We start from the raw sequence: 22,116 nt of genomic DNA, 5'->3' as shown, positions 1-22,116 counted from the left end.
GGAACACCCTCTCACCGGGCGTGCGCCGGCGGTATCCCCGAGACCCGCCGTCCCGAAGGATGAAAACCCCTAGGGGTTCCTCCACAGCCAGGGCGAGGGGTCTTTCGTCCCCGCGGAGGAGGTGCCGGTCTCCGGCAGGTCCTTAACTGAGTCATACGAGCGGGCCGGCCGGGGTGGGGGTAACCCCCGTACGGACACGGCGATGGGCACCAGTGCCCAGCGCACCCCCGTTCAACAGACTTGGGCCGGCGAGCTGCGCCGACCACCGACGAGGGGAAACACCGTGACAACGGCCATGACCGAAACCAGGCAGGGGGGCACTGGGGGGCATCCCGCCGTCGCGGCCCGGGCACGCGAGGTCGTCAAGGCGTACGGCTCGGGCGAGACCCGCGTCGTCGCCCTCGACCGGGTCGACGTGGACATCCACCGCGGCCGGTTCACCGCGATCATGGGCCCCTCCGGCTCCGGCAAGTCCACCCTGATGCACTGCCTGGCCGGTCTGGATACCGTGACCAGCGGCCGGATCCACCTGGACGACACGGAGATCACCGGCCTCAAGGACAAGAAGCTCACGCAGCTGCGCCGCGACAAGATCGGCTTCATCTTCCAGGCGTTCAACCTCCTGCCGACGCTGAACGCCCTGGAGAACATCACGCTCCCCATGGACATCGCCGGCCGCAAGCCCGACGCCCAGTGGCTGGCGCGGGTGGTGGAGACGGTGGGCCTCGCGGGCCGACTCAAGCACCGCCCGACCGAGCTGTCCGGCGGCCAGCAGCAGCGCGTGGCGGTCGCCCGCGCCCTCGCCTCCCGCCCGCAGATCATCTTCGGTGACGAACCCACCGGCAACCTCGACTCCCGCGCCGGGGCCGAAGTCCTCGGCTTCCTGCGCCAGTCGGTGGACGAGCTGGGCCAGACCATCGTGATGGTCACCCACGACCCGGTCGCCGCCTCCTACGCGGACCGCGTCATCTTCCTCGCCGACGGACGCATCGTGGACGAGATGGCGAACCCGAGCGCCGACCAGGTCCTGGACCGGATGAAGGACTTCGACGCACGCGGGCGGACCTCGTGACCGTCATGAAGACGGCGCGGCGCAACTTCGTCGCGCACAAGGGGCGCATGGCCCTCTCCGCCATCGCCGTACTGCTCTCCGTCGCCTTCGTCTGCGGCACCCTGGTGTTCACGGACACCATGAACACCACCTTCGACAAGCTGTTCGCGGTCACCAGTTCCGACGTCACGGTCAGCCCGAAGCAGCCCGACGAGGGCAAGGCGCCCGGTGACAGCGGCAAGCCCGAGGTGCTCGCCGGCCCGGTCGTCGAACGCGTCTCGAAGATCGAAGGCGTGAAGACCGCCGAGGGCGGTGTGATCTCGGCGGCCGTCACCGTCGTCAACGCCAAGAACGAGAACCTCGGTTCGGACGGCGGTGCCCCGACCCTCGCGGGCAACTGGACCGAGAACGAGCTCAAGTCCATGAAGATCACCTCCGGTCGGGCCCCGCGCGGCCCGACCGAGGTGATGATCGACGCCGACACCGCGAAGAAGCACCACCTCGCGCTCGGGGACGACATCCGCACGATCGCCGTCACCGGCGACAACCGGGCCAAGATCAGCGGTATCGCCTCCTTCACCGTGACCAACCCGGGCGCCACCGTCGTCTACCTCGACACCGCCACCGCCCAGCAGCTGCTGCTCGGCGCCCCCGGCGCGTTCACGCACGTCAACGTCACCGCCAAGGACGGGGTCGGCGACGAGCAGCTCAAGCGGAACATCGCGAAGGCCGTCGGCGCGGACACCTACAAGCTGCAGACCGCGAAGGAATCCGCGGACGCCAACCGCAAGAGCGTCGGCTCGTTCCTGAACGTGATGAAGTACGCGATGCTCGGCTTCGCGCTGATCGCCTTCCTGGTCGGCATCTTCCTCATCTTCAACACGTTCTCGATGCTGGTCGCCCAGCGCACCCGCGAGATCGGACTGATGCGTGCCATCGGCGCCGACCGCAAGCAGATCAACCGCTCCGTCCTCGTCGAGGCCTTCCTGCTCGGTGTCGTCGGCTCGGTCCTGGGCGTCGGCGCCGGGGTGGGTCTGGCCGTCGGCCTGATGAAGCTCATGGGCCAGATGGGCATGGACCTGTCCACCGACGACCTGACCGTCGCCTGGACCACCCCCGCCGTCGGCCTGTTCCTCGGCATCCTCGTCACCGTCGTCTCCGCCTACATCCCCGGCCGCCGCGCCGGGAAGGTCTCGCCGATGGCCGCGCTGCGCGAGGCCGGCACACCCGGCGACAAGCGGGCCGGCCGCATCCGGGCCGCCTTCGGCCTGGTCCTGACCGGGCTCGGCGGCGCCGCGCTCTTCCTCGCCTCGGCCGCCGACAAGGCCACCCAGGGCTCGCTGTGGCTGGGGCTGGGCGTCGTCCTGACCCTCATCGGGTTCATCGTGGTCGGCCCCTTCCTCGCCGGGATCGTCGTACGGCTGCTGTCCGCGCCGGTGCTGCGGCCCTTCGGCTCCGTCGGCAGGCTCGCCGAACGCAACGCGCTGCGCAACCCGCGGCGCACCGGCGCCACCGCCGCCGCGCTGATGATCGGTCTGGCGCTGGTCGCCTGCCTGTCGGTGGTCGGCTCCTCGATGGTGGCCTCCGCGACCGCCGAGCTCGACAAGTCGGTCGGCGCGGACTACATCGTCAGCTCCCCGTCCGGACAGCCGGTCGTGCCGCAGGCCGAACGGGCGATGCGCGCCGCCGCCAACCTGGACCACGTCACCGCCTACCGCGAGATCCCGGTGAAGATCACCGCTCCCGACGGGTCCAGCGGAGACTACGGCCTGGGCGCGACGGACCCCACGTACGCCAAGGACATCCGGCGCACGATGACGGCCGGCGAGCACGCGGCGGCGTACGGGGCGAACGCGATGTCGGTCGGCTCGCTCTACGCCACCGAGCACCACCTGAAGGTGGGTGACGAGCTGACGGTCGCCTTCAACGGCGGTAAGACGGCCAAGCTGAGGATCGCGGCGATCACCAGCGACGACGGCAACCTCGACAAGGGGATGAAGTACATCAGCACGGCCGTCGCCGAGGCGAACCTGCCGGCCGACGCGCTGCCGCGCCCCTTCATGCTGCTGGCCACCGCCAAGTCCGGGCAGGCGGACGCCGCCTACGACGGGGTCAAGGCCGCGCTGGCGCAGTACCCGCAGTACAAGGTGCTCAACCAGGCCGACTACAAGCAGGTCCTGCGCGACCAGGTGGGCCAGCTGCTGAACATCGTCTACGGGCTGCTCGCCCTCGCGATCATCGTCGCCGTGCTGGGTGTGGTGAACACCCTGGCGCTCTCGGTGGTCGAGCGGACCCGGGAGATCGGCCTGATGCGTGCCATCGGCCTGTCCCGGCGTCAGCTGCGCCGCATGATCCGCCTGGAGTCGGTGGTCATCGCCCTGTTCGGCGCGCTGCTCGGCCTCGGTCTGGGCATGGGCTGGGGCGCGACGGCGCAGCGGCTGCTGGCGCTCGAAGGGCTGAAGGTGCTGGAGATCCCGTGGCCGACGATCCTCGGGGTGTTCGCCGGCTCGGCCCTGGTGGGCCTGTTCGCCGCACTGGTCCCGGCGTTCCGGGCGGGGCGGATGAACGTACTGAACGCGATCGCCACCGACTAGGGACTGCCGGACAGGACCCGGTTCGGGAGGCGTTCGCCACGGGGGTACACCGGCCCCGGTCCCGCCCGCGAGGGCGCGGCCGGGGCCGGTGTCGTGTCCCGGTCCGGGGCCGCGTCACAGCCGTTGGAGGACGATGATCCCGCCGGCCTCGCCGAGCACCCCGAACCGGGCGCCGGGGTGCAGGCGGACGGCGCCGGCGACCGGGTCGTCGCCGGCCCAGCCGGAGGAGGTGTCGAAGGCGACGAAGGCCGGGAGCACGCCCGGGGCGGAGCCGATCCAGTAGACCCGACAGCGCGAGGTCAGCCGGGACAGCGGCGGGGTGTCGGCCTCCACGCTCGCCCCGTCCGGGATCCGGGCCAGGAGCCGGTCGGCCTCGGTGACGCGGGCGGGCGTGGTGTACGTGGACCGGTGCCCCAGCCGTTCCAGGGGGAGGGTGGTGGCGCTGAGGGTGAGGGCGGCCGCGAGGAGGGCGCCGGGCAGGTGGACGGCGTAGGCGCGCAGCCACGGCCGGGTGGCACGGCGGGACCTGTCGAGGGCGTCGGCCAGCGCGAGGGAGGCCACCGGCATGAGGACGGCGCTGTAGTGCCAGTCGGTGGACCAGTAGTGCTCGTCGCCGGACAGGAACCGCCAGCCGAGGGTGGGCAGGGCCACCAGCAGCAGCGGGGAGCGCAGGGCCAGCAGCCCGGTGGTGGGGACCAGCACCCAGGCGAGGGTGTCCACTTTGGTGGCGAGCCCGGCCGTCGGCGAGGCGCCCCCGACCTTCTCCCAGTAGGCGTAGCCGCTGCCGAAGGCCGGAATCACGACGGTGAACACGAGGACGGCCGCCAGGACGGCGAGGACGGCGGTCAGGGCGGCGGCCGCCGCGGCCCGCCGGTCGGTGCGCCGGGCCTGCCGGGCGACGAGCAGGGCCAGGGCGGCGAGGGTGAAGCCGAGGTCCTCCTTGACGAGGAGCAGGGGCAGCCCCCACAGCAGCGCGGCCCCGGGGCGGCCGGCGAGCAGCGCCTCCAGCGCGAAGGCGAGCAGCGGTACGGCGAAGCAGACCTCGTGGAACTCGAAGTCGACGGCCCGCTGGATGCCCCAGCCCAGTCCGTACGCGGCGCCCACGCACAGGCCCGGGGCCCGGCCGAGCAGACGGGTCGCGGCGCGGGTGACGGGTACCGCGGAGACGGCGAACAGGGCGGCCTGCGCGAGGAGCAGTGTGGCGGGGCCGGGGAAGACCCGGTACAGGGGTGCGAGCACGGCGATGACGGGGCTGAAGTGGTCGCCGAGGATGTTGGCGCCGGGGCCCTTGAGGTCGGCGACGGGCGCCTGGAGGTGCGCGTACGCCCTGACCGCCTGCTCGAAGATGCCCAGGTCCCAGGAGGTGGCTTCCATGCGCCGGTGGCGGGAGAGGGAGAGCACGGCGTAGGCGGCGAACAGCAGGGCGGCCAGTGCGTACGGCTCGGCGCGGCGGAGGTCCCGGCCCGCCGTGTCCCGGGGGACGGCGGCGGGCCCGGTTATGGCGTCAGTCGTCACGCGGTGGTGCTCCCTCTGCCGGTCGGGGTCAGGGGGATGAACCCTTGCGGCGGGGCGACGCGGCACGTTCGGTCGGTACTTCCGGGACATCGTAGAGGCGCGGCGGCGGCACGGGGCGGCGCGGGGCCGCCCCGGCGGCAATCCCTCGCGCGGGTGTCGGTCGCGCGTCGTACGCTGGGAGCCCCCGGCCCGTTCACGTGTCGGGTCCTTCGCGTTGCCCCTCCACCGGACGGAAAGCCTCCTTCATGAGCCTGCACGGACTGCTCGACGCCGTCACCCGGGACCCCGCCCTCGCCGAGGCGGTCGCGGCGGCCGGGGACGGCAACCGGATGCACGTCGACCTGGTCGGCCCGCCCGCCGCCCGGCCCTTCGCGATCGCGGCGCTGGCCCGGCGCACCGGGCGGACGGTGCTCGCGGTGACCGCCACCGGGCGGGAGGCGGAGGACCTCGCGGCCGCGCTGCGGTCCTTCCTGCCCGCGGACGAGGTGGCGGAGTACCCCTCCTGGGAGACGCTTCCGCACGAGCGGCTGTCGCCGCGCAGCGACACCGTGGGCCGGCGGCTCGCGGTGCTGCGCCGGCTCACGCACCCCAGCGAGGACGACCCGGCGGCCGGTCCCGTCAGCGTCGTGGTCGCGCCGATCCGCTCGGTGCTCCAGCCGCAGGTCAAGGGGCTGGGCGAGCTGGTGCCGGTGAGCTTGCGGCAGGGCGAGAGCGTCGATCTGGGGCAGGTCACCGGGGCGCTGGCCGCCGCCGCGTACGCGCGGGTCGAGCTGGTGGAGAAGCGCGGCGAGTTCGCCGTGCGCGGCGGCATCCTCGACGTGTTCCCGCCCACCGAGGAGCACCCGCTGCGCGTGGAGTTCTGGGGTGACGAGGTCGAGGAGATCCGTTACTTCAAGGTCGCCGACCAGCGGTCCCTGGAGATCGCCGAGCACGGGCTGTGGGCGCCGCCGTGCCGGGAGCTGCTGCTGACCGACGAGGTGCGGGAGCGGGCGGCGGCGCTGGCCGAGGAGCACCCGGAGCTCGGCGAGATGCTGAACAAGATCGCCGAGGGGATCGCGGTGGAGGGCATGGAGTCGCTCGCGCCCGTCCTCGTCGACGACATGGAACTGCTGCTCGACGTGCTGCCGGCCGGGTCCATGGCGGTGGTCTGCGACCCCGAGCGGGTCCGGACCCGGGCCGCGGACCTCGTGGCGACCTCGCAGGAGTTCCTGATGGCGTCCTGGGCGGCGACCGCAGGCGGCGGCTCCGCCCCCATCGACGTCGGCGCGGCCTCGCTGCGCGGCATCGCGGACGTACGGGAGCACGCGCGCGAGCTGGGCATGATGTGGTGGTCGGTGTCCCCCTTCGCCGCGGACGAGGAAGCGGCCGGGAGCGACACCCTCAAGCTGGGCATGCACGCCCCCGAGGCGTACCGCGGCGACACCGCCCGCGCGCTCGCCGACACCAAGGGGTGGATCGCCGACGGCTGGTACACCGTCTACCTGACCGAGGGCCACGGCCCGGCCGCCCGTACCGTCGAGGTGCTCGGCGGCGAGGGCATCGCGGCCCGTCTGGAGGCGGACCTGCGCACCCTGGAGCCGTCGCTCGTGCACGTGTCGTGCGCCTCGCTCGACCAGGGATTCGTGGACCCCGCCCTCAAGATCGCCGTCCTGACCGAGACCGACCTGACGGGCCAGCGCACCGCCAGCAAGGACCTGGGCCGGATGCCGACCCGGCGCCGCAAGTCCATCGACCCCCTCACGCTGGAGACCGGCGACTACATCGTGCACGAGCAGCACGGCGTGGGCCGCTACATCGAGATGGTGCAGCGCACGGTCCAGGGCGCCACCCGCGAGTACCTCCTGGTGGAGTACGCGCCCGCCAAGCGCGGCCAGCCCGGCGACCGGCTGTACATCCCCACCGACCAGCTGGAGCAGGTCACCAAGTACGTCGGCGGCGAGGCCCCGACCCTGCACCGGCTCGGCGGCGCGGACTGGACGAAGACCAAGGCGCGCGCGAAGAAGGCCGTCAAGGAGATCGCCGCCGACCTGATCAAGCTGTACAGCGCGCGGATGGCGGCCCCCGGCCACACCTTCGGCCCGGACACGCCCTGGCAGCGGGAGCTGGAGGACGCCTTCCCGTACGCGGAGACCCCCGACCAGCTCACCACCATCGCCGAGGTCAAGGAGGACATGGAGAAGTCCGTCCCCATGGACCGCCTGATCTGCGGCGACGTCGGCTACGGCAAGACCGAGATCGCGGTCCGCGCGGCCTTCAAGGCGGTCCAGGACGGCAAGCAGGTCGCCGTGCTCGTCCCCACCACGCTTCTGGTGCAGCAGCACTTCGGGACCTTCTCCGAGCGCTACAGCCAGTTCCCCGTCAACGTGAGGGCGCTGTCGCGCTTCCAGTCCGACACCGAGTCCAAGGCCACCTTGGAGGGGCTGCGCGAGGGCTCGGTGGACGTGGTCATCGGCACGCACCGCCTCTTCTCGCAGGAGACGAAGTTCAAGGACCTGGGCCTGGTCATCGTCGACGAGGAGCAGCGCTTCGGCGTCGAGCACAAGGAGCAGCTCAAGAAGCTGCGCGCCAACGTCGACGTGCTGACGATGTCCGCCACGCCGATCCCGCGCACCCTGGAGATGGCGGTGACCGGCATCCGCGAGATGTCGACGATCACCACCCCGCCGGAGGAGCGGCACCCGGTGCTCACCTTCGTCGGCCCGTACGAGGAGAAGCAGATCGGCGCGGCCATCCGGCGCGAACTGCTGCGCGAGGGCCAGTGCTTCTACATCCACAACCGGGTCGAGTCCATCGACCGGGCCGCCGCGAAACTGCGGGAGATCGTGCCCGAGGCGCGGATCGCGACGGCGCACGGACAGATGTCCGAACAGGCCCTGGAGCAGGTCGTCGTGGACTTCTGGGAGAAGAAGTTCGACGTGCTCGTCTCCACCACGATCGTCGAGTCGGGCATCGACATCTCCAACGCCAACACCCTCATCGTCGAGCGCGGCGACAACTTCGGCCTCTCCCAGCTGCACCAGCTGCGCGGCCGCGTCGGCCGCAGCCGCGAGCGCGGGTACGCGTACTTCCTCTACCCGCCGGAGAAGCCGCTGACCGAGACCGCGCACGAGCGGCTCGCGACGATCGCCCAGCACACCGAGATGGGCGCCGGCATGTACGTGGCGATGAAGGACCTGGAGATCCGCGGCGCGGGCAACCTGCTGGGCGGCGAGCAGTCCGGCCACATCGCGGGCGTCGGCTTCGACCTGTACATCCGCATGGTCGGCGAGGCCGTCGCCGACTACCGGGCCGCGGTCGAGGGCGCCGTGGAGGAGGAGCCGGCGCTGGAGGTGAAGATCGAGCTGCCCGTCGACGCGCACGTCCCGCACGACTACGCGCCCGGCGAGCGGCTGCGCCTGCAGGCGTACCGGTCCATCGCGTCGGCGAACTCCGAGGCCGACATCAAGGCCGTGCGCGAGGAGCTGACCGACCGCTACGGCAAGCTGCCCGAGCCGGTGGAGAACCTGCTGCTGGTGGCGGGGCTGCGGATGCTGGCCCGCGCCTGCGGGGTCGGCGACATCACCCTGCAGGGCAACAACATCCGGTTCGGGCCGGTGGAGTTGCGCGAATCGCAGGAGCTGCGGCTCAAGCGGCTCTACCCGGGAGCGGTGCTCAAGCCCGCCACCTCACAGGTGCTCATCCCGCGGCCGAAGACCGCGAAGGTCGGCGGGAAGCCACTGGTCGGGCGGGAGCTGCTGGGGTGGACCGGGGAGTTCCTCACCACCATCCTCGGCTCGTAACACCCGGCGCGAGGCGGTCCGGACCCGGTGTCCGGGCCGCCTCGCCGCCGATCGTGCGGCGACCGTACAACGGTTGGGCACATCCCCTCACCATGGCCGGAAACGCTGTATACGCTCATACCCGCAACCCTTCCGCACGGCCCGTCAGGAGCACCGATGCACGCCCCCGGCATCCCGCCGCAGCATCCCCACCGGCCCAGTACCGAGGGCGTGGTGGCGCTGCGCGTGCTGTTCGCGCTGCTGCCGGTCCTCAGTTGCGGATTCCTGGCCTGGGGCACGATGCTGCGGCTCGCGATAGTGACCCGCGCGGCCCGTGACTGGACGCTGCTGGCGCTCAGCTGCGTGCTGTCCGTGGCCTCGGTCGTGCTGATCGGCGCGGACCCGACCCCGGACACCAGCGGCTGGCAGGGCAACGCCGGCGCCGGCATCATCCTCCTCACCGGCTTCGCCACCTGCGTGTACTTCCTCGTCGCCGACATCCGCCACCACGAGAAGCGGGCCGCGGCCCCCGCCGCGCACTGGTACGCCGCGCAGAACCCGCCCTACCCGGGCCCGCAGCAGCAGACCACGCCCGCCTACGGCTACCCGCCCGTGCAGTCCCCCGGCCAGACGCCGCTGCCGACGCCCCCGCAGCCGCAGGTCCCGCCGCAGCCGACGCCGCCCCCGCGCATCGGGCAGGTCCGCGCCGAGCTCGACGAGCTGAGCGAGCTGCTGCGCAAGCAGACCCCGCCGCCCCCCGGCGGCCCCTACCAGGACCCGAACCGGACCGCCGTGCAGGGCCCCGAGCAGTGACCGACCGGCTCATCGGCGAGCGCTACCAGCTCGCCTCCCTCCTCGGCCAGGGCGGCATGGGCCAGGTGTGGACCGCCTACGACCGGCGCCTGGACCGCCGCGTCGCCGTCAAACTGCTGCGCCCCGACAAGGTCGCCGGTCCCGGCACCGTCGCCGAGGAGCTGCGCCGCCGCTTCGTACGCGAATGCCGGGTCACCGCGCAGGTCGACCACCCCGGCCTGGTCACGGTCCACGACGCGGGCAACGACGGCGACGAACTGTTCCTGGTGATGGGCCACGTCGACGGCTCCAACCTGGCCGACCACCTCGCGGAGCACAGCCCCTACCCGTGGCAGTGGGCCGTCGCGGTGGTCGCGCAGCTGTGCTCCGTGCTGTCGGCGGTGCACGCCGTGCCGATCGTGCACCGCGACTTGAAGCCCCGCAACGTCATGGTCCGCCCCGACGGCACCGTGCTGGTGCTGGACCTCGGCGTCGCCTCCGTGATGGACACCGACACCACCCGGCTCACCAACACCGGCACCCCCATCGGCAGCCCCGCCTACATGGCCCCCGAGCAGGCCATGGGCGGCGCGGTGGGCCCCTACACCGACCTGTACGCGCTCGGCGTGCTGCTGTACGAACTCCTCAGCGGCAACGTCCCCTTCGCCGGTTCGACGGCGCTGGGCGTCCTGCACCGGCACCTGTACGAGCCCCCGGCTCCGGTGCGCCCCGGGCGCCCGGAGGTCCCGCACGCGCTGGAGGCCGTACTCCTGCACCTGCTGGCCAAGGACCCGCAGGACCGGCCCGCCTCCGCGCAGGCGGTCTACGAGGCCCTCGCCCCGCTGCTGCCCCGCCAGGGCGGTGCCCCCGCCGGGCCGCTCGACCCGACCCGGCCGTTCCTGCGCCCCCAGGCCCCCTGGCCCGACCGCGCCACCACCCCCCAGGCCCCGCCGCAGCCCCCGGCCGCGCCCCGGCCGGACATCCCGGGAGCGGTGGACGAGGCGCGCAAGTTGCTGGACCAGGGGCAGCTCACCCAGGCCGGGGACATCCTCGGCGGCATCCTCCCGGCGGCCGCCGCCGAGCACGGGGAGCACTCGCCGGTGGTCCGCTCGCTGCGCAAGCAGTACGCGGCCACGCTGATGGACGACGGCCAGTACCGCCGGGCCCTGCCCGAACTGCGCTGGCTCGCCGAGCAGTTCCCGGCCGGGGACGCCCAGTCGCTGCGCTTCCGCTACGACGCCGCGCAGTGCCTCGAACAGCTCGGGGAACCGGCGGCGGCGCTCGCCGAATACCGCTCCCTGCTCCCGCTGTTCGAGAACCACTACGCCAACCCGGACCCCGGCCTGCCGCTGGAGGTCCGGCGCCGGATAGCGCACCTGCTGCTGTCCATGGGCGACCGGGCGGCGGCGCACGACACCCTGGTCCGCCTCCTGTTCGACGCGGACCGCCTCCACGGGCCGGCCCACCCGCTCCCCTCGGAGATCCGCCGCACCCTCCAGTGGCTCGGCCAGGTCCGCTGACTCACGCCAGGCGGCGCCCCCGGGCCGCCCGCAGGGCCACCACCAGCAGGGCCGCCGCCGCGAGGGCCGCCCCCGGCAGGAGTCCCGGGGGCCGGAAGGAGCAGCTCACCGTGGTGGTGCGGCCGTCCAGCGGGACGGCGACGAGCCCCAGGTGCGCCCCGGCCGGCCGCCCGTCGCAGGTCCAGCCGGCGATGGCGGGGGCGGCGAGGACCGCGGTGCCCCCGGTGCCCGGGCGGAAGGTGGCCCGGACCCCCGAGGCCCCGACCCGCACCTCCACCGGCGCCGACGCGCGCAGCGCCGCCACCGCCGCGTCCAGGCGGGCCCGGTCCAGGCAGGACAGCAGCCACCGCGCGGGCGCCGGGGCGTCGAAGCGCAGCGCCGAGGAGGCGCCCCGGGAGGGGCCCATGGGCTGGAGGGCGGCCCGGTTGCGCGGGGGAGTGGCGTTGAGGCGGAACGCCGGCCCGTCCGCGAGGCGGGCGGTCGCGTTGTACTGCGGCGCCCACAGGAACGCCTCGGTGCCCGCCCGGCACACCCCGGGCGCGACGGGGTCCTCGTATACCCGGGCACCCAGCAGGAGTTCCTGGTTGGTGAAGGGAGACTCCCCGTAGGACGGGGGCGGCCCCGGCGGGCGGAGCGTGACCAGCGGAAGGGTGGCGGCGCGGGCCACCGTGCCGTCGGGCCGCAGCCGGGCCCCGACCGAGAACAGGGCGTCCGTCACGGGGTTGTCGAGGCTCTGCACGTTGCGGCCCCGCGAGGTCCAGCCGGCGCCGAGGGCGACCATCGTGCGGGTGAACACGTCCGGGGTGTGGCTGCTGTAGTAGGCGCCGCCCTCCCCGCCCAGCAGCAACGGGTCGTTGCCCGTCAGGGCGGGCCTGCCCGGGTCGGTCCGGTACGCGGGCCAGCCCTCGGCGCCGGCCAGCGCCCGGGCACGGGCCGTGTGGGCGGGGCCCCAGGAGGGGTAGTCGTCCAGTCCGCCCAGCGTTCCCCGGTGCCCGTACGCGGTCGTCGCCGCGGCCTGTGCCACCAGGACCAGTGCCAGCGCCCAGGCCGCCGGCCGGGCGGACCACCCCCGGCGGCCGAGCACCGCCCAGGCGGCCGCCGCCACGGCGCCCCCGGCGCCGAACAGGGCGTACCCCCAGCCCGTCGCGAGCCCGCTCGCGCCCGCGCCGAGCGCGACGGCGGCCAGCACCCCCGCCCCCGCCGCCAGGGCCGCGAAGCCGGGCGGGCCCGCCGCCAGCGCCGTCCAGGCGGCGATCACCACGATCCCGGCGAGGACGAAGGTCTGCCGGTACGGGCTGCCGTTCGGCGTCGCGAAGACGTGCCAGGCCAGATGGGTCGGCGTCCACTGGAGCGACAGCAGCACCGCCACCACCAGGCCCGCCCACCACAGCCGGACCCGTTCCGGCAGCGCGCGGTGGAACGGCAGCGCGGCCGCCAGCAGCAGCGTCCCGGTGCCCACGAACAGGGCCGGGGAAGAGAAGGAGTAGGTGGCGGGCAGCAGCCGCGCCAGCAGGTCGGCCGCCGGCACCGGCCGGAACTCCCTGGACCAGCCCGGGTAGGCCTGCTCCGAGCTCAGGAACACCGGCAGCAGCACCGGCGCGGACAGGGCCGCGCCCGTCACGGTCGTCACCGCCGCCCGCCCCGACACGCGCAGCCGCTCCCGCACACCGTCCCGGGTCAGCACCACCCGTACCAGCAGCACCAGCGCGGCGCCCAGCGTCGCCATGTAGGCGGTGTAGAAGTTCGCCGTCCAGCACAGCGCCACCACCACCGTCCCGGCCACCGGCCGCCGCGCGCGCAGCGCCCACTCACCCGTCAGACACAGGAGCGGGAAGGCGATCAGGCCGTCCAGCCACATCGGGTTGTAGGACGCCTCGATCACCGACCAGCCGCACAGCGCGTACGAGGCGCCCAGCAGCCCCGCCGCCCACCACGGCCCGCGGCGCTGCGTGCGCAGCAGCCAGGCCATCGCCGCCCCCGCCACCGCCGTCTTGAGCACGGTGACGACGTACACCGCCAGATCGATGTCGGTGCGCGGGAAGAGCCCGACCAGCACGGCGAACGGGCTGCTCAGGTACGTCCCGTAGTCGGGCAGGAAGCTCGTGCCGTACCCGGACTGCCAGTTGAGCAGCATCCCGCCCTCGGCGCGCCCGTGCAGCAGGTCCCACAGGTGCGCGTGGAAGGGCACGAACTGGTTGCCGAGGTCGTTGACGCTGCGGTGGCGGTGCCCGTACGGGAAGACGCGCGCGAGGGCGTCCCCCGCGCACACGGCGGCCGCGGTGGTCAGGGCGGCGAGTACCGCACCCAGGAGTGAGGTGCGGCGCCGGGAGCGGTGCGGTGTCGACATGGTGGGCCGACCCTGACAGCCGCGCCGGTCCGCGCGGTGGCCGCCGGGTGGCGCCGGCGCGAACGGGCGCCGCACGGCCGTGCCGCGGCCGCAAGGCCGCTGCGCCCGCAGCGCACCCCGACACCCCGGTAATCGTTGGTCGAACCGGTGGCTCGGAACCCCCCGACTGCATACCATCGATCACCGCACGGCCTTCTTGTGCATTGCCGCACAATCTCCCGGCCCTGGAGGCTCCTTTGCACCGTCGCACAGCGCTCTCCGTCTCCGCCGCCCTGCTCGCGGCGGCCCCCCTGCTGTCCGCCTGCTCCGGCCAGGCACATCCCGGCACGGCGGCCGTCGTCGGCGGCGAACGCATCACCACCTCCGCCCTCCAGGCACAGGTGAACGAGGTCCGCAGCGCGCAGAACCGTTCCGATCAGGGCGCCCAACTCATCGAGGCGACGCCCCGCCTGGACCGGTCCAAGCTGAACCGGATGATCCAGTCCGCCGTCCTGGAGCGCGCCGCGAAGGACGCCGGGGTCACGGTGACGACCAAGGAGATCGAGGACGTCCGCAAGGCCCAGCTCCAGCAGGCGGGCACCCCCGCGGCGCTGGAGACGGCGGCCCTCCAGCAGGCCCAGCTCGCCCCGGACCAGATGGACGCGGACACCCGCTTCAAGCTGCTGCGGGACAAGCTGTTCGAGCACTACGGCAACCAGGACAAGGCGCTGGAGAAGCTCGGCGCCGCCGCGAAGGCGCTGCACGTCCAGGTCAACCCGCGCTACGGCCGCTGGGACGCGCGGCAGATCCTGCTCGGCGACGAAACGACGCCCTGGATCACCCAGCAGACCCGGCCCGAGCAGGCACCCGCCGGGGCGTGAGCCGTGGGGGCGGAGGTAGGTTCGGAGGGTGACTGAGCACGCGCCGCCCTCCGAGCCCACCGGCCGCATCGTCTTGCTGACCACCAGCCACCGGGTCGCCCCCGGACTGCTGTCCTGGCCGGCGTGGCAGACCCTGCACGCCGCCGACCGGGTGCTGTGCGCGGACCTGGGCCACCCGCAGCTGCCGTACCTGCGGGAGGCGGGCGTGGAGGTGGCGCACGAGAGCCCCGACGCCCACGCCCTCGTCGAGGCGTGCGCCGGCGGCCGCACCGTCGTCGTGCTGCCGGCCGGCGAAGGGGACCGGCGGCTCACCGACGGACTGGCCCGCCTGGCCGGCTCCGGCCGGGTCGCCATGCCCGACCTGGAGCTGATGCCCGGCTCCTACGACCTGCCCGGCGCCCGCCTGCTCGACCTGGTCCAGGTCATGGACCGGGTGCGCCGCGAATGCCCCTGGACCTCCCGCCAGACCCACGAGGGGCTGGTGAAGTACGCCATCGAGGAGGCGTACGAGCTGGTCGAGGCGATCGAGGCGGGCGACCGCGAGGAGCTGCGGGAGGAACTGGGCGACGTCCTGCTCCAGGTCTTCTTCCACGCGCGGATCGCGCAGGAGGACCCGGACGAGCCGTTCTCCATCGACGACGTGGCCGGGAACCTGGTCGAGAAGCTGATCCGGCGCCACCCGCACGTCTTCGGCGACGAGGCCGCCGAGACCCCCGAGGACGTCAGCGCGCACTGGCAGCGCACCAAGGCGGTGGAGAAGCAGCGGGAGTCGGTCACCGACGGAGTTCCCCTGGGCCAGCCCGGTCTCGCGCTCGCCGCCAAGCTGGCGGGCCGCGCCAGGGCTGCCGCCCTGGCGGTGGAGCTGCCCCGGGGCGAAGGCGTCGGCTACGAACTGCTGGAACTGGCGGCGCGCGCCGAGGCGGAGGGCATCGACCCCGAGACGGCGCTGCGCGCGGCGGCCCGCGCCTACCGGGCGGCGATCCGCGCGGCGGAGGGCGTCGCCGCGGAGTAGCGCCGCAGTGCGGTCAGGGCCGGCGGGGCGCGCGGGCCGCGGGGTTGTGCCAGTGCGGTGACGGCCGGCTCAGGAACCATTCGCCGAAGCCGAGGGGACGCCCGTCCGGGCCGTGGCCGCCACCGGCACCCGGGACGGGCACGGTGTCGTGGAAGACGTGCATGGGGTGTGCGCCGAGTCCCTCCAGGAGGCGGGCGGTCTCCTGGATGAACTGTGCCGGCCCGCTGAGGTAGACGTCCTGCTCCCACCACGGCCCGCAGTGCCCGAGCGCGGCCGCCAGCCGGGCGGTGGCCCCGTTGCGGTGCTGCCCGGGCGCCGGGGTGACGCAGGTGACGGTGAGCCACCCGAAGGCGGCGGCGTACGCGTCGATGAACGCTTGGTCGTAGAGGTGGGCGGCGTCCCGCGCGAGGACGAAGAGCCGTACGCCCTGATCGGGCGGATGCTGCGCGAGCTCCTCCAGCAGGGCCCGGACCGGGGCCCAGCCGGTGCCGGCGGCGATGAACGTGACGGGGCGGCCCTCGCGGCGCAGGGTCAGCCCGCCGCCGGGCGCGCCCAGCCGCAGCACCTCGCCCGGGTCGGTGCCGCCGACCAGGACGGTGCTGAGCCGGCCGCCCTCGATCCGGCTGACGTGCAGGTCCACCGTCCCGTCGGGGCGGGGCGCGTTGCCCAGGGAGTACGTGCGCCAGGCGGCCGGGGCCCGGTCGCTGCTCACGCTCACGTACTGGCCGGGCCGGTAACCGAGCGGGGCGTGCGGGCGCAGGGTAAGGACGGCGAGGTCGCGCCCGTACCGCAGGCGGCGCACGACCTCCGCGTCCCACCAGGGCGGGTCCTCGCTCTGCTCGGCCGCGGCGGTCATCACCCCGGCGATCACCCGGTACGCCTCGGCCCAGGCCCGCGCCACGGCCGGGGTCCACGCCTCGCCGGCGGCCTCCGCGAGCGCGGCCAGCAGGCTGGTGCCGACGGCCGCGTACTGCTCGGGACCGGCCATGAACTTGCGGTGGTCACGGCCGAGGTCGCGGAGATAGGGGAGGAGCGACTCGCTGTCCAGATGGGCGATGACATGCGTGAGGGCGGCGAACAGCCGGTCCCGCTGCCGCTCCATCTCCTCGGCGGAGGCGGGAAAGAGCCCGCGGAGCTCGGGGTGGTGCCAAAAGAGGTGGGAGTAGAAGAACCGGGTCGCGTGCTCGGCGCGTCTCTCCACCACCGCGAAGCTGCTCTTCAAGATCCTCACGTCCACAGGACCGAAGTAGGAACGGCGGAGGCGGGCCGGGTCAAGGGACGGCGTATATACGGCCAGCCCCGACGAACCGGCCATGAACCGGGCATAGCGGATGCGGGCCGGCGGCCGGGATACGGTCGACGGGTGCACGAGCCGACTCCCGCAGCCCCCGAAGACCCCGCCTCCCCCCAGGGCCCCACCCTGTTCGACTGGGAGTTCGCCACCGACCCGTATCCGGCGTACGCCTGGCTGCGCGAGCACGCGCCCGTGCACCGGACCAAGCTGCCCAGCGGGGTCGAGGCCTGGCTGGTGACGCGCTACGCGGATGCCCGTCAGGCCCTCGCCGACCAGCGGCTCAGCAAGAACCCGGCGCACCACGCGGAGCCGGCGCACGCCAAGGGCAAGACCGGGATCCCGGGTGAGCGCAAGGCGGAGCTGATGACGCACCTGCTGAACATCGACCCGCCGGACCACACCCGGCTGCGGCGGCTGGTGTCGAAGGCCTTCACCCCGCGCAGGGTCGCCGAGTTCACCCCGCGGGTACAGGAGCTGACCGACCACCTCATCGAGCAGTTCGAGAGCAGGGGTGAGGCGGACCTCATCCACGAGTTCGCCTTCCCGCTCCCCATCTACGCCATCTGCGAGATGCTCGGCGTCCCGCGCGAGGACCAGGACGACTTCCGGGACTGGGCCGGGATGATGATCCGGCACGGCGGCGGGCCGCGCGGCGGTGTGGCCCGCTCGGTCAAGCAGATGCGGACGTACCTCGGCGAACTCATCCACCGCAAAAGGGATGATCTGGGCGACGACCTCATCTCGGACCTGATCCGCGCCAGCGATCACGGTGACCACCTGACGGAGGCGGAGGCCACGGCGATGGCTTTCATCCTGTTGTTCGCCGGTTTCGAGACGACTGTGAATTTGATCGGCAATGGGCTGCATGCCCTTTTCATGAACCCCGGTCAGCGCGAGCGCCTGCAGACCTCGCTCGCCGCCGGCGAGAGCGCCCTGCTGGCCACGGGTGTCGAGGAACTCCTGCGCTACGACGGCCCGGTGGAGCTGGCGACCTGGCGCTTCGCCACCGAGCCGTTCCTCCTCGGCGGTCGGCACATCGCCGCCGGCGACCCGGTCCTGGTGGTCCTCGCGGCCGCCGACCGCGACCCCGAGCGGTTCGCGGATCCGGACACCCTGGACCTGTCCCGCAGTGACAATCAGCACCTCGGGTACGGCCACGGGATCCACTACTGCCTCGGCGCCCCGCTCGCCCGGCTCGAAGGGCAGACCGCCCTCGCGAGTTTGCTGATGCGTCTGCCAGATCTGGAACTGGCTGTTCCGCCTGCGGACCTGCGCTGGCGCGGTGGACTGATCATGCGTGGCCTGCGCACCCTTCCGGTCCGCTTCACACCCCGAAACAAGTGAGGGCGCCACCGGGCGCCGCCTGACCCGAAGTCAGTTACCGGCCGAACTTGTGACATGCGTTCGAAGGCGGCTAGGTTCTGCCGTTACCCCGCCGTTATGCGAAAGGTGCACTACATGCGTTCCGGGAACGGCCGCCACAGACGCCCCCGCCAGGTACCCGCCCTGGTCGTAACCGCCGGAGTCACGGGCTCCGCGCTGGCACTGCCGCTGCTCGCGGCCACCAACGCCTCGGCAGCGGACACCTCCACGTGGGACAGCGTCGCCGAGTGTGAGAGCGGCGGTACCTGGAGCGCCAACTCCGGCAGCGGGGCCTACGGCGGGCTCCAGTTCACCCAGGAGCAGTGGAACAACGCCGGCGGGCTCGAATTCGCGAAGCGCCCCGACCTCGCCAGCCGGTCCCAGCAGATAGCCGTCGGCGAGCGGGTGCTCGCCTCGCAGGGCCCCCAGGCGTGGCCGCTGTGCGCGGCGTCGTCCGGTCTCGTCAAGGACGGCCCCGCCGCCGACGTGGACCCGGGCGCCCTCGGCTCCCCGCGGCAGGTCGCCCCCAGCCCCTCGCGTCCCGAGGCCGCGGTGCCGGGCACCGGCTCGGCCGACCCCGCCACCGACTTCGGTGCGCCCACCCCGGCCGCCCCTGCCCCGGCAGCTCCGGGCCCGTCCGCCACGGCGCCGTTCACGCTGCCCATCGCGCCGCTCGCGCCCAACAGCGGACTGCCCGTCATGCCCGACCCGGACCCCGCGACGCCGACGCCGACGCTGCCGGGCGACCCGAACGCCACCGCGCCGGTGACGCCCGCTCTCCCGGGCACCCCGGCCACGCCGGGCACTCCGTCCACCCCGGCCACCCCGGGGGCCCCCGCCACGCCGTCCCCGTCCGCGACGCCCTCCACGCCCGCCGCCCCGGCGGCCGGGACCCCGTCCGCCACGCCGAACGCGCCCGCGGCCGACTCCGTGACGACGGGCGGCGGCAAGCACCGCGGCCCGGCCGCGGTCGAGACGCCCGCAGCGCCTGACGCCGCGTCGGAGCCCACGTACACGGTGAAGGCGGGCGACAGCCTGGCCGCCATCGCGGACGCCCAGGGGCTCAAGGGGGGCTGGAACGCGCTCTACGAGGCCAACGAGCAGGTCATCGGCAACGACGCCGACCTCATCAAGCCCGGTCAGAATCTGGATCTAACCAAGAAATAACGGGCACTTCGGGCGGCCGTAAAGACCTGAATGCCCGTTATCCGCAAGTGAGACATGCGTCTCTTCCGGTCAACTGGCGTGTCTCGTACCGAAGCTCCCGCAAACCCCGCCCTCACCTGCGAAAACGCCCCTAAGCGGAACGCAAGCAGGTCGATTTCTCCCCGATGTCCCTCGTTGAACATCGGGGAGAGACCTGTCTACCTTCTGAATCGCTCGCCACCGCGAGCCTCTTCGACCGCATCGCCGAATCCTGCCGGCGGACGGAGAGAACAGTCGTCGCGTAAAGCGCCGAAGGCAGGAGCGGGGGAACCAAGGTAGGCGCCGGGAACGGCCGTTGAGAGACGGTCATGGAACCGGCTAGGGGTTAAGCCGCGCGCTGGTCGCGCGGCCGGGCAACTCACTCGCCCGAACCCGACAGCTCACCTCGCAGGCGTCGGTGAGGAGAAACTCCATGCTGCTTTCCGGCAAGGGCAAGCACCGCCGCGCCACGGCCATTGAGCGGACCACCCGCATCGTCACGCTCGCCGGCGTCGCCGGTGTCGCCGTCGCCGCGCCGCTCATGGCAGCCGGCTCCGCGAGCGCCGCGACCGCCTCCGAGTGGGACCGCGTCGCGGCCTGCGAGTCCGGCGGCAACTGGGCCATCAACACCGGCAACGGTTACTACGGCGGCCTGCAGTTCTCGTCCTCCACCTGGGCCGCCTACGGCGGCAAGGCGTACGCCGCGCAGGCCAACCAGGCCTCGAAGTCCCAGCAGATAGCCATCGCCGAGAAGGTCCTCAAGGGCCAGGGCAAGGGCGCGTGGCCGTCCTGCGGCGTGGGCCTGTCGAACTCCTCGTACAGCGGCGGCGGCGCGGCCGAGGCCCCCAAGCCGAAGCCGAAGACCGAGACCAAGGCCGCCCCGGCGCCGAAGAAGGAGACCAAGCGGCCCGAGGCCCCGGTCACCCGCTCCGAGCGCTCCGAGGCCGCCCCGGCTCCGAAGGCCGCCCCGAAGGCCGCCCCGAAGACCGAGGCCCCGAAGACGGGCAACGGCTCGTACGAGGTCAAGGAGGGCGACACCCTGGGCACCATCGCCGAGGTGAACGGCGTCAAGGGTGGCTGGGAGAAGCTGTTCGAGCTGAACAAGGACATCGTGTCCGACGCCGACCTGATCTTCCCGGGCCAGAAGCTGAAGCTCAGCTGAACCATCGGGTAACACCGAATCCGACCACCGCCCGGCGCGTACCCCCCACGCGCCGGGCGGTGGCGCGTGCGCGTACGGGTGCGCCCGGAACCGGGGCCGAAGGGTGGTCCCTTTGTCCCGGAAAACGGGTGTCCGGCCGGTTTTTCGTCCCAGGGGCCGGGCGGTCGGCCGGTCCAGTGCCCGGAGCCGGTTAGGCTCTAGTCGGCAGGGCCGTCCCACGGTCCCCCGCCACCGCACACCCAGCGTCACATCCCAGAAGGAGATGCTCGTGCCGTCCATCGACGTCGTCGTAGCCCGGGAAATCCTGGACTCCCGAGGCAACCCCACGGTCGAGGTCGAGGTGGGCCTCGACGATGGCAGCACCGGCCGTGCTGCAGTCCCGTCCGGCGCCTCCACCGGTGCATTCGAGGCCATCGAGCTCCGTGACGGTGACCCCAACCGTTACATGGGCAAGGGTGTCGAGAAGGCCGTCCTCGCCGTCATCGAGCAGATCGGCCCGGAGCTCGTCGGCTACGACGCCACCGAGCAGCGGCTGATCGACCAGGCCATGTTCGACCTGGACGCCACCGACAACAAGGGCTCCCTCGGCGCCAACGCCATCCTCGGCGTCTCCCTCGCCGTCGCGCACGCCGCGTCCGAGGCCTCGGACCTGCCGCTCTTCCGCTACCTCGGCGGCCCGAACGCGCACCTGCTGCCCGTCCCGATGATGAACATCCTCAACGGTGGGTCGCACGCCGACTCCAACGTCGACATCCAGGAGTTCATGATCGCCCCGATCGGCGCGGAGTCCTTCTCCGAGGCGCTGCGCTGGGGCGCGGAGGTCTACCACACCCTCAAGAAGGTCCTGCACACCAAGGGCCTCTCCACCGGCCTCGGCGACGAGGGCGGCTTCGCCCCGAACCTGGAGTCCAACCGCGCCGCGCTCGACCTCATCGTCGAGGCCATCAAGCAGGCCGGCTACACCCCGGGCAAGGACATCGCGCTCGCGCTCGACGTCGCCGCGTCCGAGTTCTACAAGGACGGCAAGTACGAGTTCGAGGGCCAGTCCCGCTCGGCCGCCGAGATGACCGAGTACTACGCCGAGCTCGTCGAGGCGTACCCGCTCGTCTCCATCGAGGACCCGCTGTTCGAGGACGACTGGGCCGGCTGGAAGACCGTCACCGACCGCCTGGGCTCCAAGGTCCAGATCGTCGGCGACGACCTCTTCGTCACCAACCCGGAGCGTCTGGCCCGCGGCATCGAGGAGGGCTCCGCGAACGCCCTGCTCGTCAAGGTCAACCAGATCGGTTCGCTGACCGAGACGCTGGACGCGGTCGAGATGGCGCAGCGCAACGGCTTCAAGTGCATGATGTCGCACCGCTCCGGCGAGACCGAGGACGTCACCATCGCCGACCTCGCCGTCGCCGTGAACTGCGGCCAGATCAAGACCGGCGCCCCGGCCCGCTCGGACCGCGTCGCCAAGTACAACCAGCTGCTGCGCATCGAGGAGATCCTCGACGACGCCGCCGTGTACGCGGGCCGCTCGGCGTTCCCGCGGTTCCGCTCCGCGGACCAGTAGGCACGGCAGACAGGTGTGAGGGCGAGGGGTAATTACCCTCTTGCCTCCGTACGTCCCCGCACTCGGTCCCGTACCGTGTGCGGGGACGTATTGCGTAGTGCGGGCG

At 72.9% G+C, this 22,116-nt stretch carries 14 protein-coding genes and 1 riboswitch; of the genes, 11 read left to right on the top strand and 3 right to left on the bottom strand.

Features of this window, described 5'->3' with window-relative positions:
* The first annotated feature begins 295 nt into the window (after positions 1-295).
* Both OHA81_RS13505 and OHA81_RS13500 read left to right on the top strand, forming a co-directional pair.
* The gene (locus OHA81_RS13505; protein WP_399279362.1) at positions 296-1,072 is read left to right on the top strand and encodes an ABC transporter ATP-binding protein; all 777 of its coding nucleotides are present in this window, start codon (positions 296-298) and stop codon (positions 1,070-1,072) included.
* Positions 1,069-3,645: an ABC transporter permease gene (locus tag OHA81_RS13500; protein WP_329195847.1), complete on the top strand. Its 2,577-nt coding sequence runs from the start codon at positions 1,069-1,071 to the stop codon at positions 3,643-3,645. The genes OHA81_RS13505 and OHA81_RS13500 overlap by 4 nt, the downstream gene beginning before the upstream one ends.
* A gap of 114 nt (positions 3,646-3,759) precedes the next feature.
* Here OHA81_RS13500 and OHA81_RS13495 read toward each other — a convergent pair whose 3' ends face one another.
* Positions 3,760-5,250 carry a DUF2079 domain-containing protein gene (locus OHA81_RS13495; protein ID WP_443056527.1) on the bottom strand — a complete coding sequence of 497 codons (1,491 nt, stop codon included), beginning with the start codon at positions 5,248-5,250 and terminating at the stop codon, positions 3,760-3,762.
* A gap of 155 nt (positions 5,251-5,405) precedes the next feature.
* On the opposite strand from OHA81_RS13495, the gene mfd reads away from it, so the two are divergent.
* The 3 genes from mfd to OHA81_RS13480 all read left to right on the top strand — a co-directional run bounded on the left by mfd (position 5,406) and on the right by OHA81_RS13480 (position 11,230).
* Positions 5,406-8,939, top strand: coding sequence for a transcription-repair coupling factor (mfd, locus tag OHA81_RS13490; RefSeq protein WP_329195843.1), 3,534 nt, complete (start codon positions 5,406-5,408; stop codon positions 8,937-8,939).
* Positions 8,940-9,095: 156 nt separating this feature from the next.
* Entirely contained in the window at positions 9,096-9,731 is a 636-nt protein-coding gene (locus OHA81_RS13485) for a hypothetical protein (protein WP_329195842.1), read from the top strand.
* Complete coding sequence (locus OHA81_RS13480; RefSeq protein ID WP_329195840.1) at positions 9,728-11,230, top strand: protein kinase domain-containing protein; 1,503 nt, start codon at positions 9,728-9,730, stop codon at positions 11,228-11,230. Before OHA81_RS13485 ends, OHA81_RS13480 begins: the two co-directional genes overlap by 4 nt.
* Position 11,231: 1 nt before the next feature.
* On the opposite strand, the gene OHA81_RS13475 is transcribed toward OHA81_RS13480, so the two are convergent.
* The gene (locus OHA81_RS13475; protein ID WP_329195838.1) at positions 11,232-13,577 is read right to left on the bottom strand and encodes a YfhO family protein; all 2,346 of its coding nucleotides are present in this window, start codon (positions 13,575-13,577) and stop codon (positions 11,232-11,234) included.
* 236 nt (positions 13,578-13,813) lie between these two features.
* On the opposite strand from OHA81_RS13475, the gene OHA81_RS13470 reads away from it, so the two are divergent.
* A complete protein-coding gene (locus OHA81_RS13470) occupies positions 13,814-14,437 on the top strand; it encodes a SurA N-terminal domain-containing protein (RefSeq protein WP_329195836.1) in 624 nt (207 codons plus the stop codon).
* A 28-nt stretch (positions 14,438-14,465) separates the two neighbouring features.
* Complete coding sequence (locus tag OHA81_RS13465) at positions 14,466-15,449, top strand: nucleoside triphosphate pyrophosphohydrolase (protein WP_329195834.1); 984 nt, start codon at positions 14,466-14,468, stop codon at positions 15,447-15,449.
* 13 nt (positions 15,450-15,462) lie between these two features.
* Here OHA81_RS13465 and OHA81_RS13460 read toward each other — a convergent pair whose 3' ends face one another.
* Entirely contained in the window at positions 15,463-16,680 is a 1,218-nt protein-coding gene (locus OHA81_RS13460) for a globin domain-containing protein (protein WP_329195832.1), read from the bottom strand.
* A gap of 132 nt (positions 16,681-16,812) precedes the next feature.
* Between OHA81_RS13460 and OHA81_RS13455 the strand changes: the two genes are divergently transcribed.
* The 4 genes from OHA81_RS13455 to eno all read left to right on the top strand — a co-directional run bounded on the left by OHA81_RS13455 (position 16,813) and on the right by eno (position 22,010).
* Positions 16,813-18,087: a cytochrome P450 family protein gene (locus tag OHA81_RS13455; protein WP_329195830.1), complete on the top strand. Its 1,275-nt coding sequence runs from the start codon at positions 16,813-16,815 to the stop codon at positions 18,085-18,087.
* A 114-nt stretch (positions 18,088-18,201) separates the two neighbouring features.
* Positions 18,202-19,272 carry a LysM peptidoglycan-binding domain-containing protein gene (locus OHA81_RS13450; protein ID WP_329195829.1) on the top strand — a complete coding sequence of 357 codons (1,071 nt, stop codon included), beginning with the start codon at positions 18,202-18,204 and terminating at the stop codon, positions 19,270-19,272.
* 276 nt (positions 19,273-19,548) lie between these two features.
* Positions 19,549-19,720: riboswitch (cyclic di-AMP (ydaO/yuaA leader) on the top strand.
* Between the two features lie 3 nt (positions 19,721-19,723).
* Positions 19,724-20,452: a transglycosylase family protein gene (locus tag OHA81_RS13445; protein WP_329195827.1), complete on the top strand. Its 729-nt coding sequence runs from the start codon at positions 19,724-19,726 to the stop codon at positions 20,450-20,452.
* A gap of 262 nt (positions 20,453-20,714) precedes the next feature.
* Positions 20,715-22,010, top strand: coding sequence for a phosphopyruvate hydratase (gene eno, locus OHA81_RS13440; protein ID WP_329195824.1), 1,296 nt, complete (start codon positions 20,715-20,717; stop codon positions 22,008-22,010).
* Positions 22,011-22,116 lie beyond the last annotated feature (106 nt).

The sequence above is a fragment of the Streptomyces sp. NBC_00667 genome (assembly GCF_036226825.1).
Classification (GTDB): domain Bacteria; phylum Actinomycetota; class Actinomycetes; order Streptomycetales; family Streptomycetaceae; genus Streptomyces.
This window is presented reverse-complemented; position numbering and strand designations above follow the sequence as displayed.

Excerpts from the sequence above, each read along its gene's own strand:
- OHA81_RS13475 (WP_329195838.1), bottom strand. The coding sequence starts at position 13,577 with ATGTCGACACCGCACCGCTCCCGGCGCCGCACCTCACTCCTGGGTGCG.
- OHA81_RS13485 (WP_329195842.1), top strand. The coding sequence starts at position 9,096 with ATGCACGCCCCCGGCATCCCGCCGCAGCATCCCCACCGGCCCAGTACC.
- OHA81_RS13505 (WP_399279362.1), top strand. The coding sequence starts at position 296 with ATGACCGAAACCAGGCAGGGGGGCACTGGGGGGCATCCCGCCGTCGCG.
- mfd (WP_329195843.1), top strand. The coding sequence starts at position 5,406 with ATGAGCCTGCACGGACTGCTCGACGCCGTCACCCGGGACCCCGCCCTC.
- eno (WP_329195824.1), top strand. The coding sequence starts at position 20,715 with ATGCTCGTGCCGTCCATCGACGTCGTCGTAGCCCGGGAAATCCTGGAC.
- OHA81_RS13450 (WP_329195829.1), top strand. The coding sequence starts at position 18,202 with ATGCGTTCCGGGAACGGCCGCCACAGACGCCCCCGCCAGGTACCCGCC.
- OHA81_RS13495 (WP_443056527.1), bottom strand. The coding sequence starts at position 5,250 with ATGTCCCGGAAGTACCGACCGAACGTGCCGCGTCGCCCCGCCGCAAGG.
- OHA81_RS13445 (WP_329195827.1), top strand. The coding sequence starts at position 19,724 with ATGCTGCTTTCCGGCAAGGGCAAGCACCGCCGCGCCACGGCCATTGAG.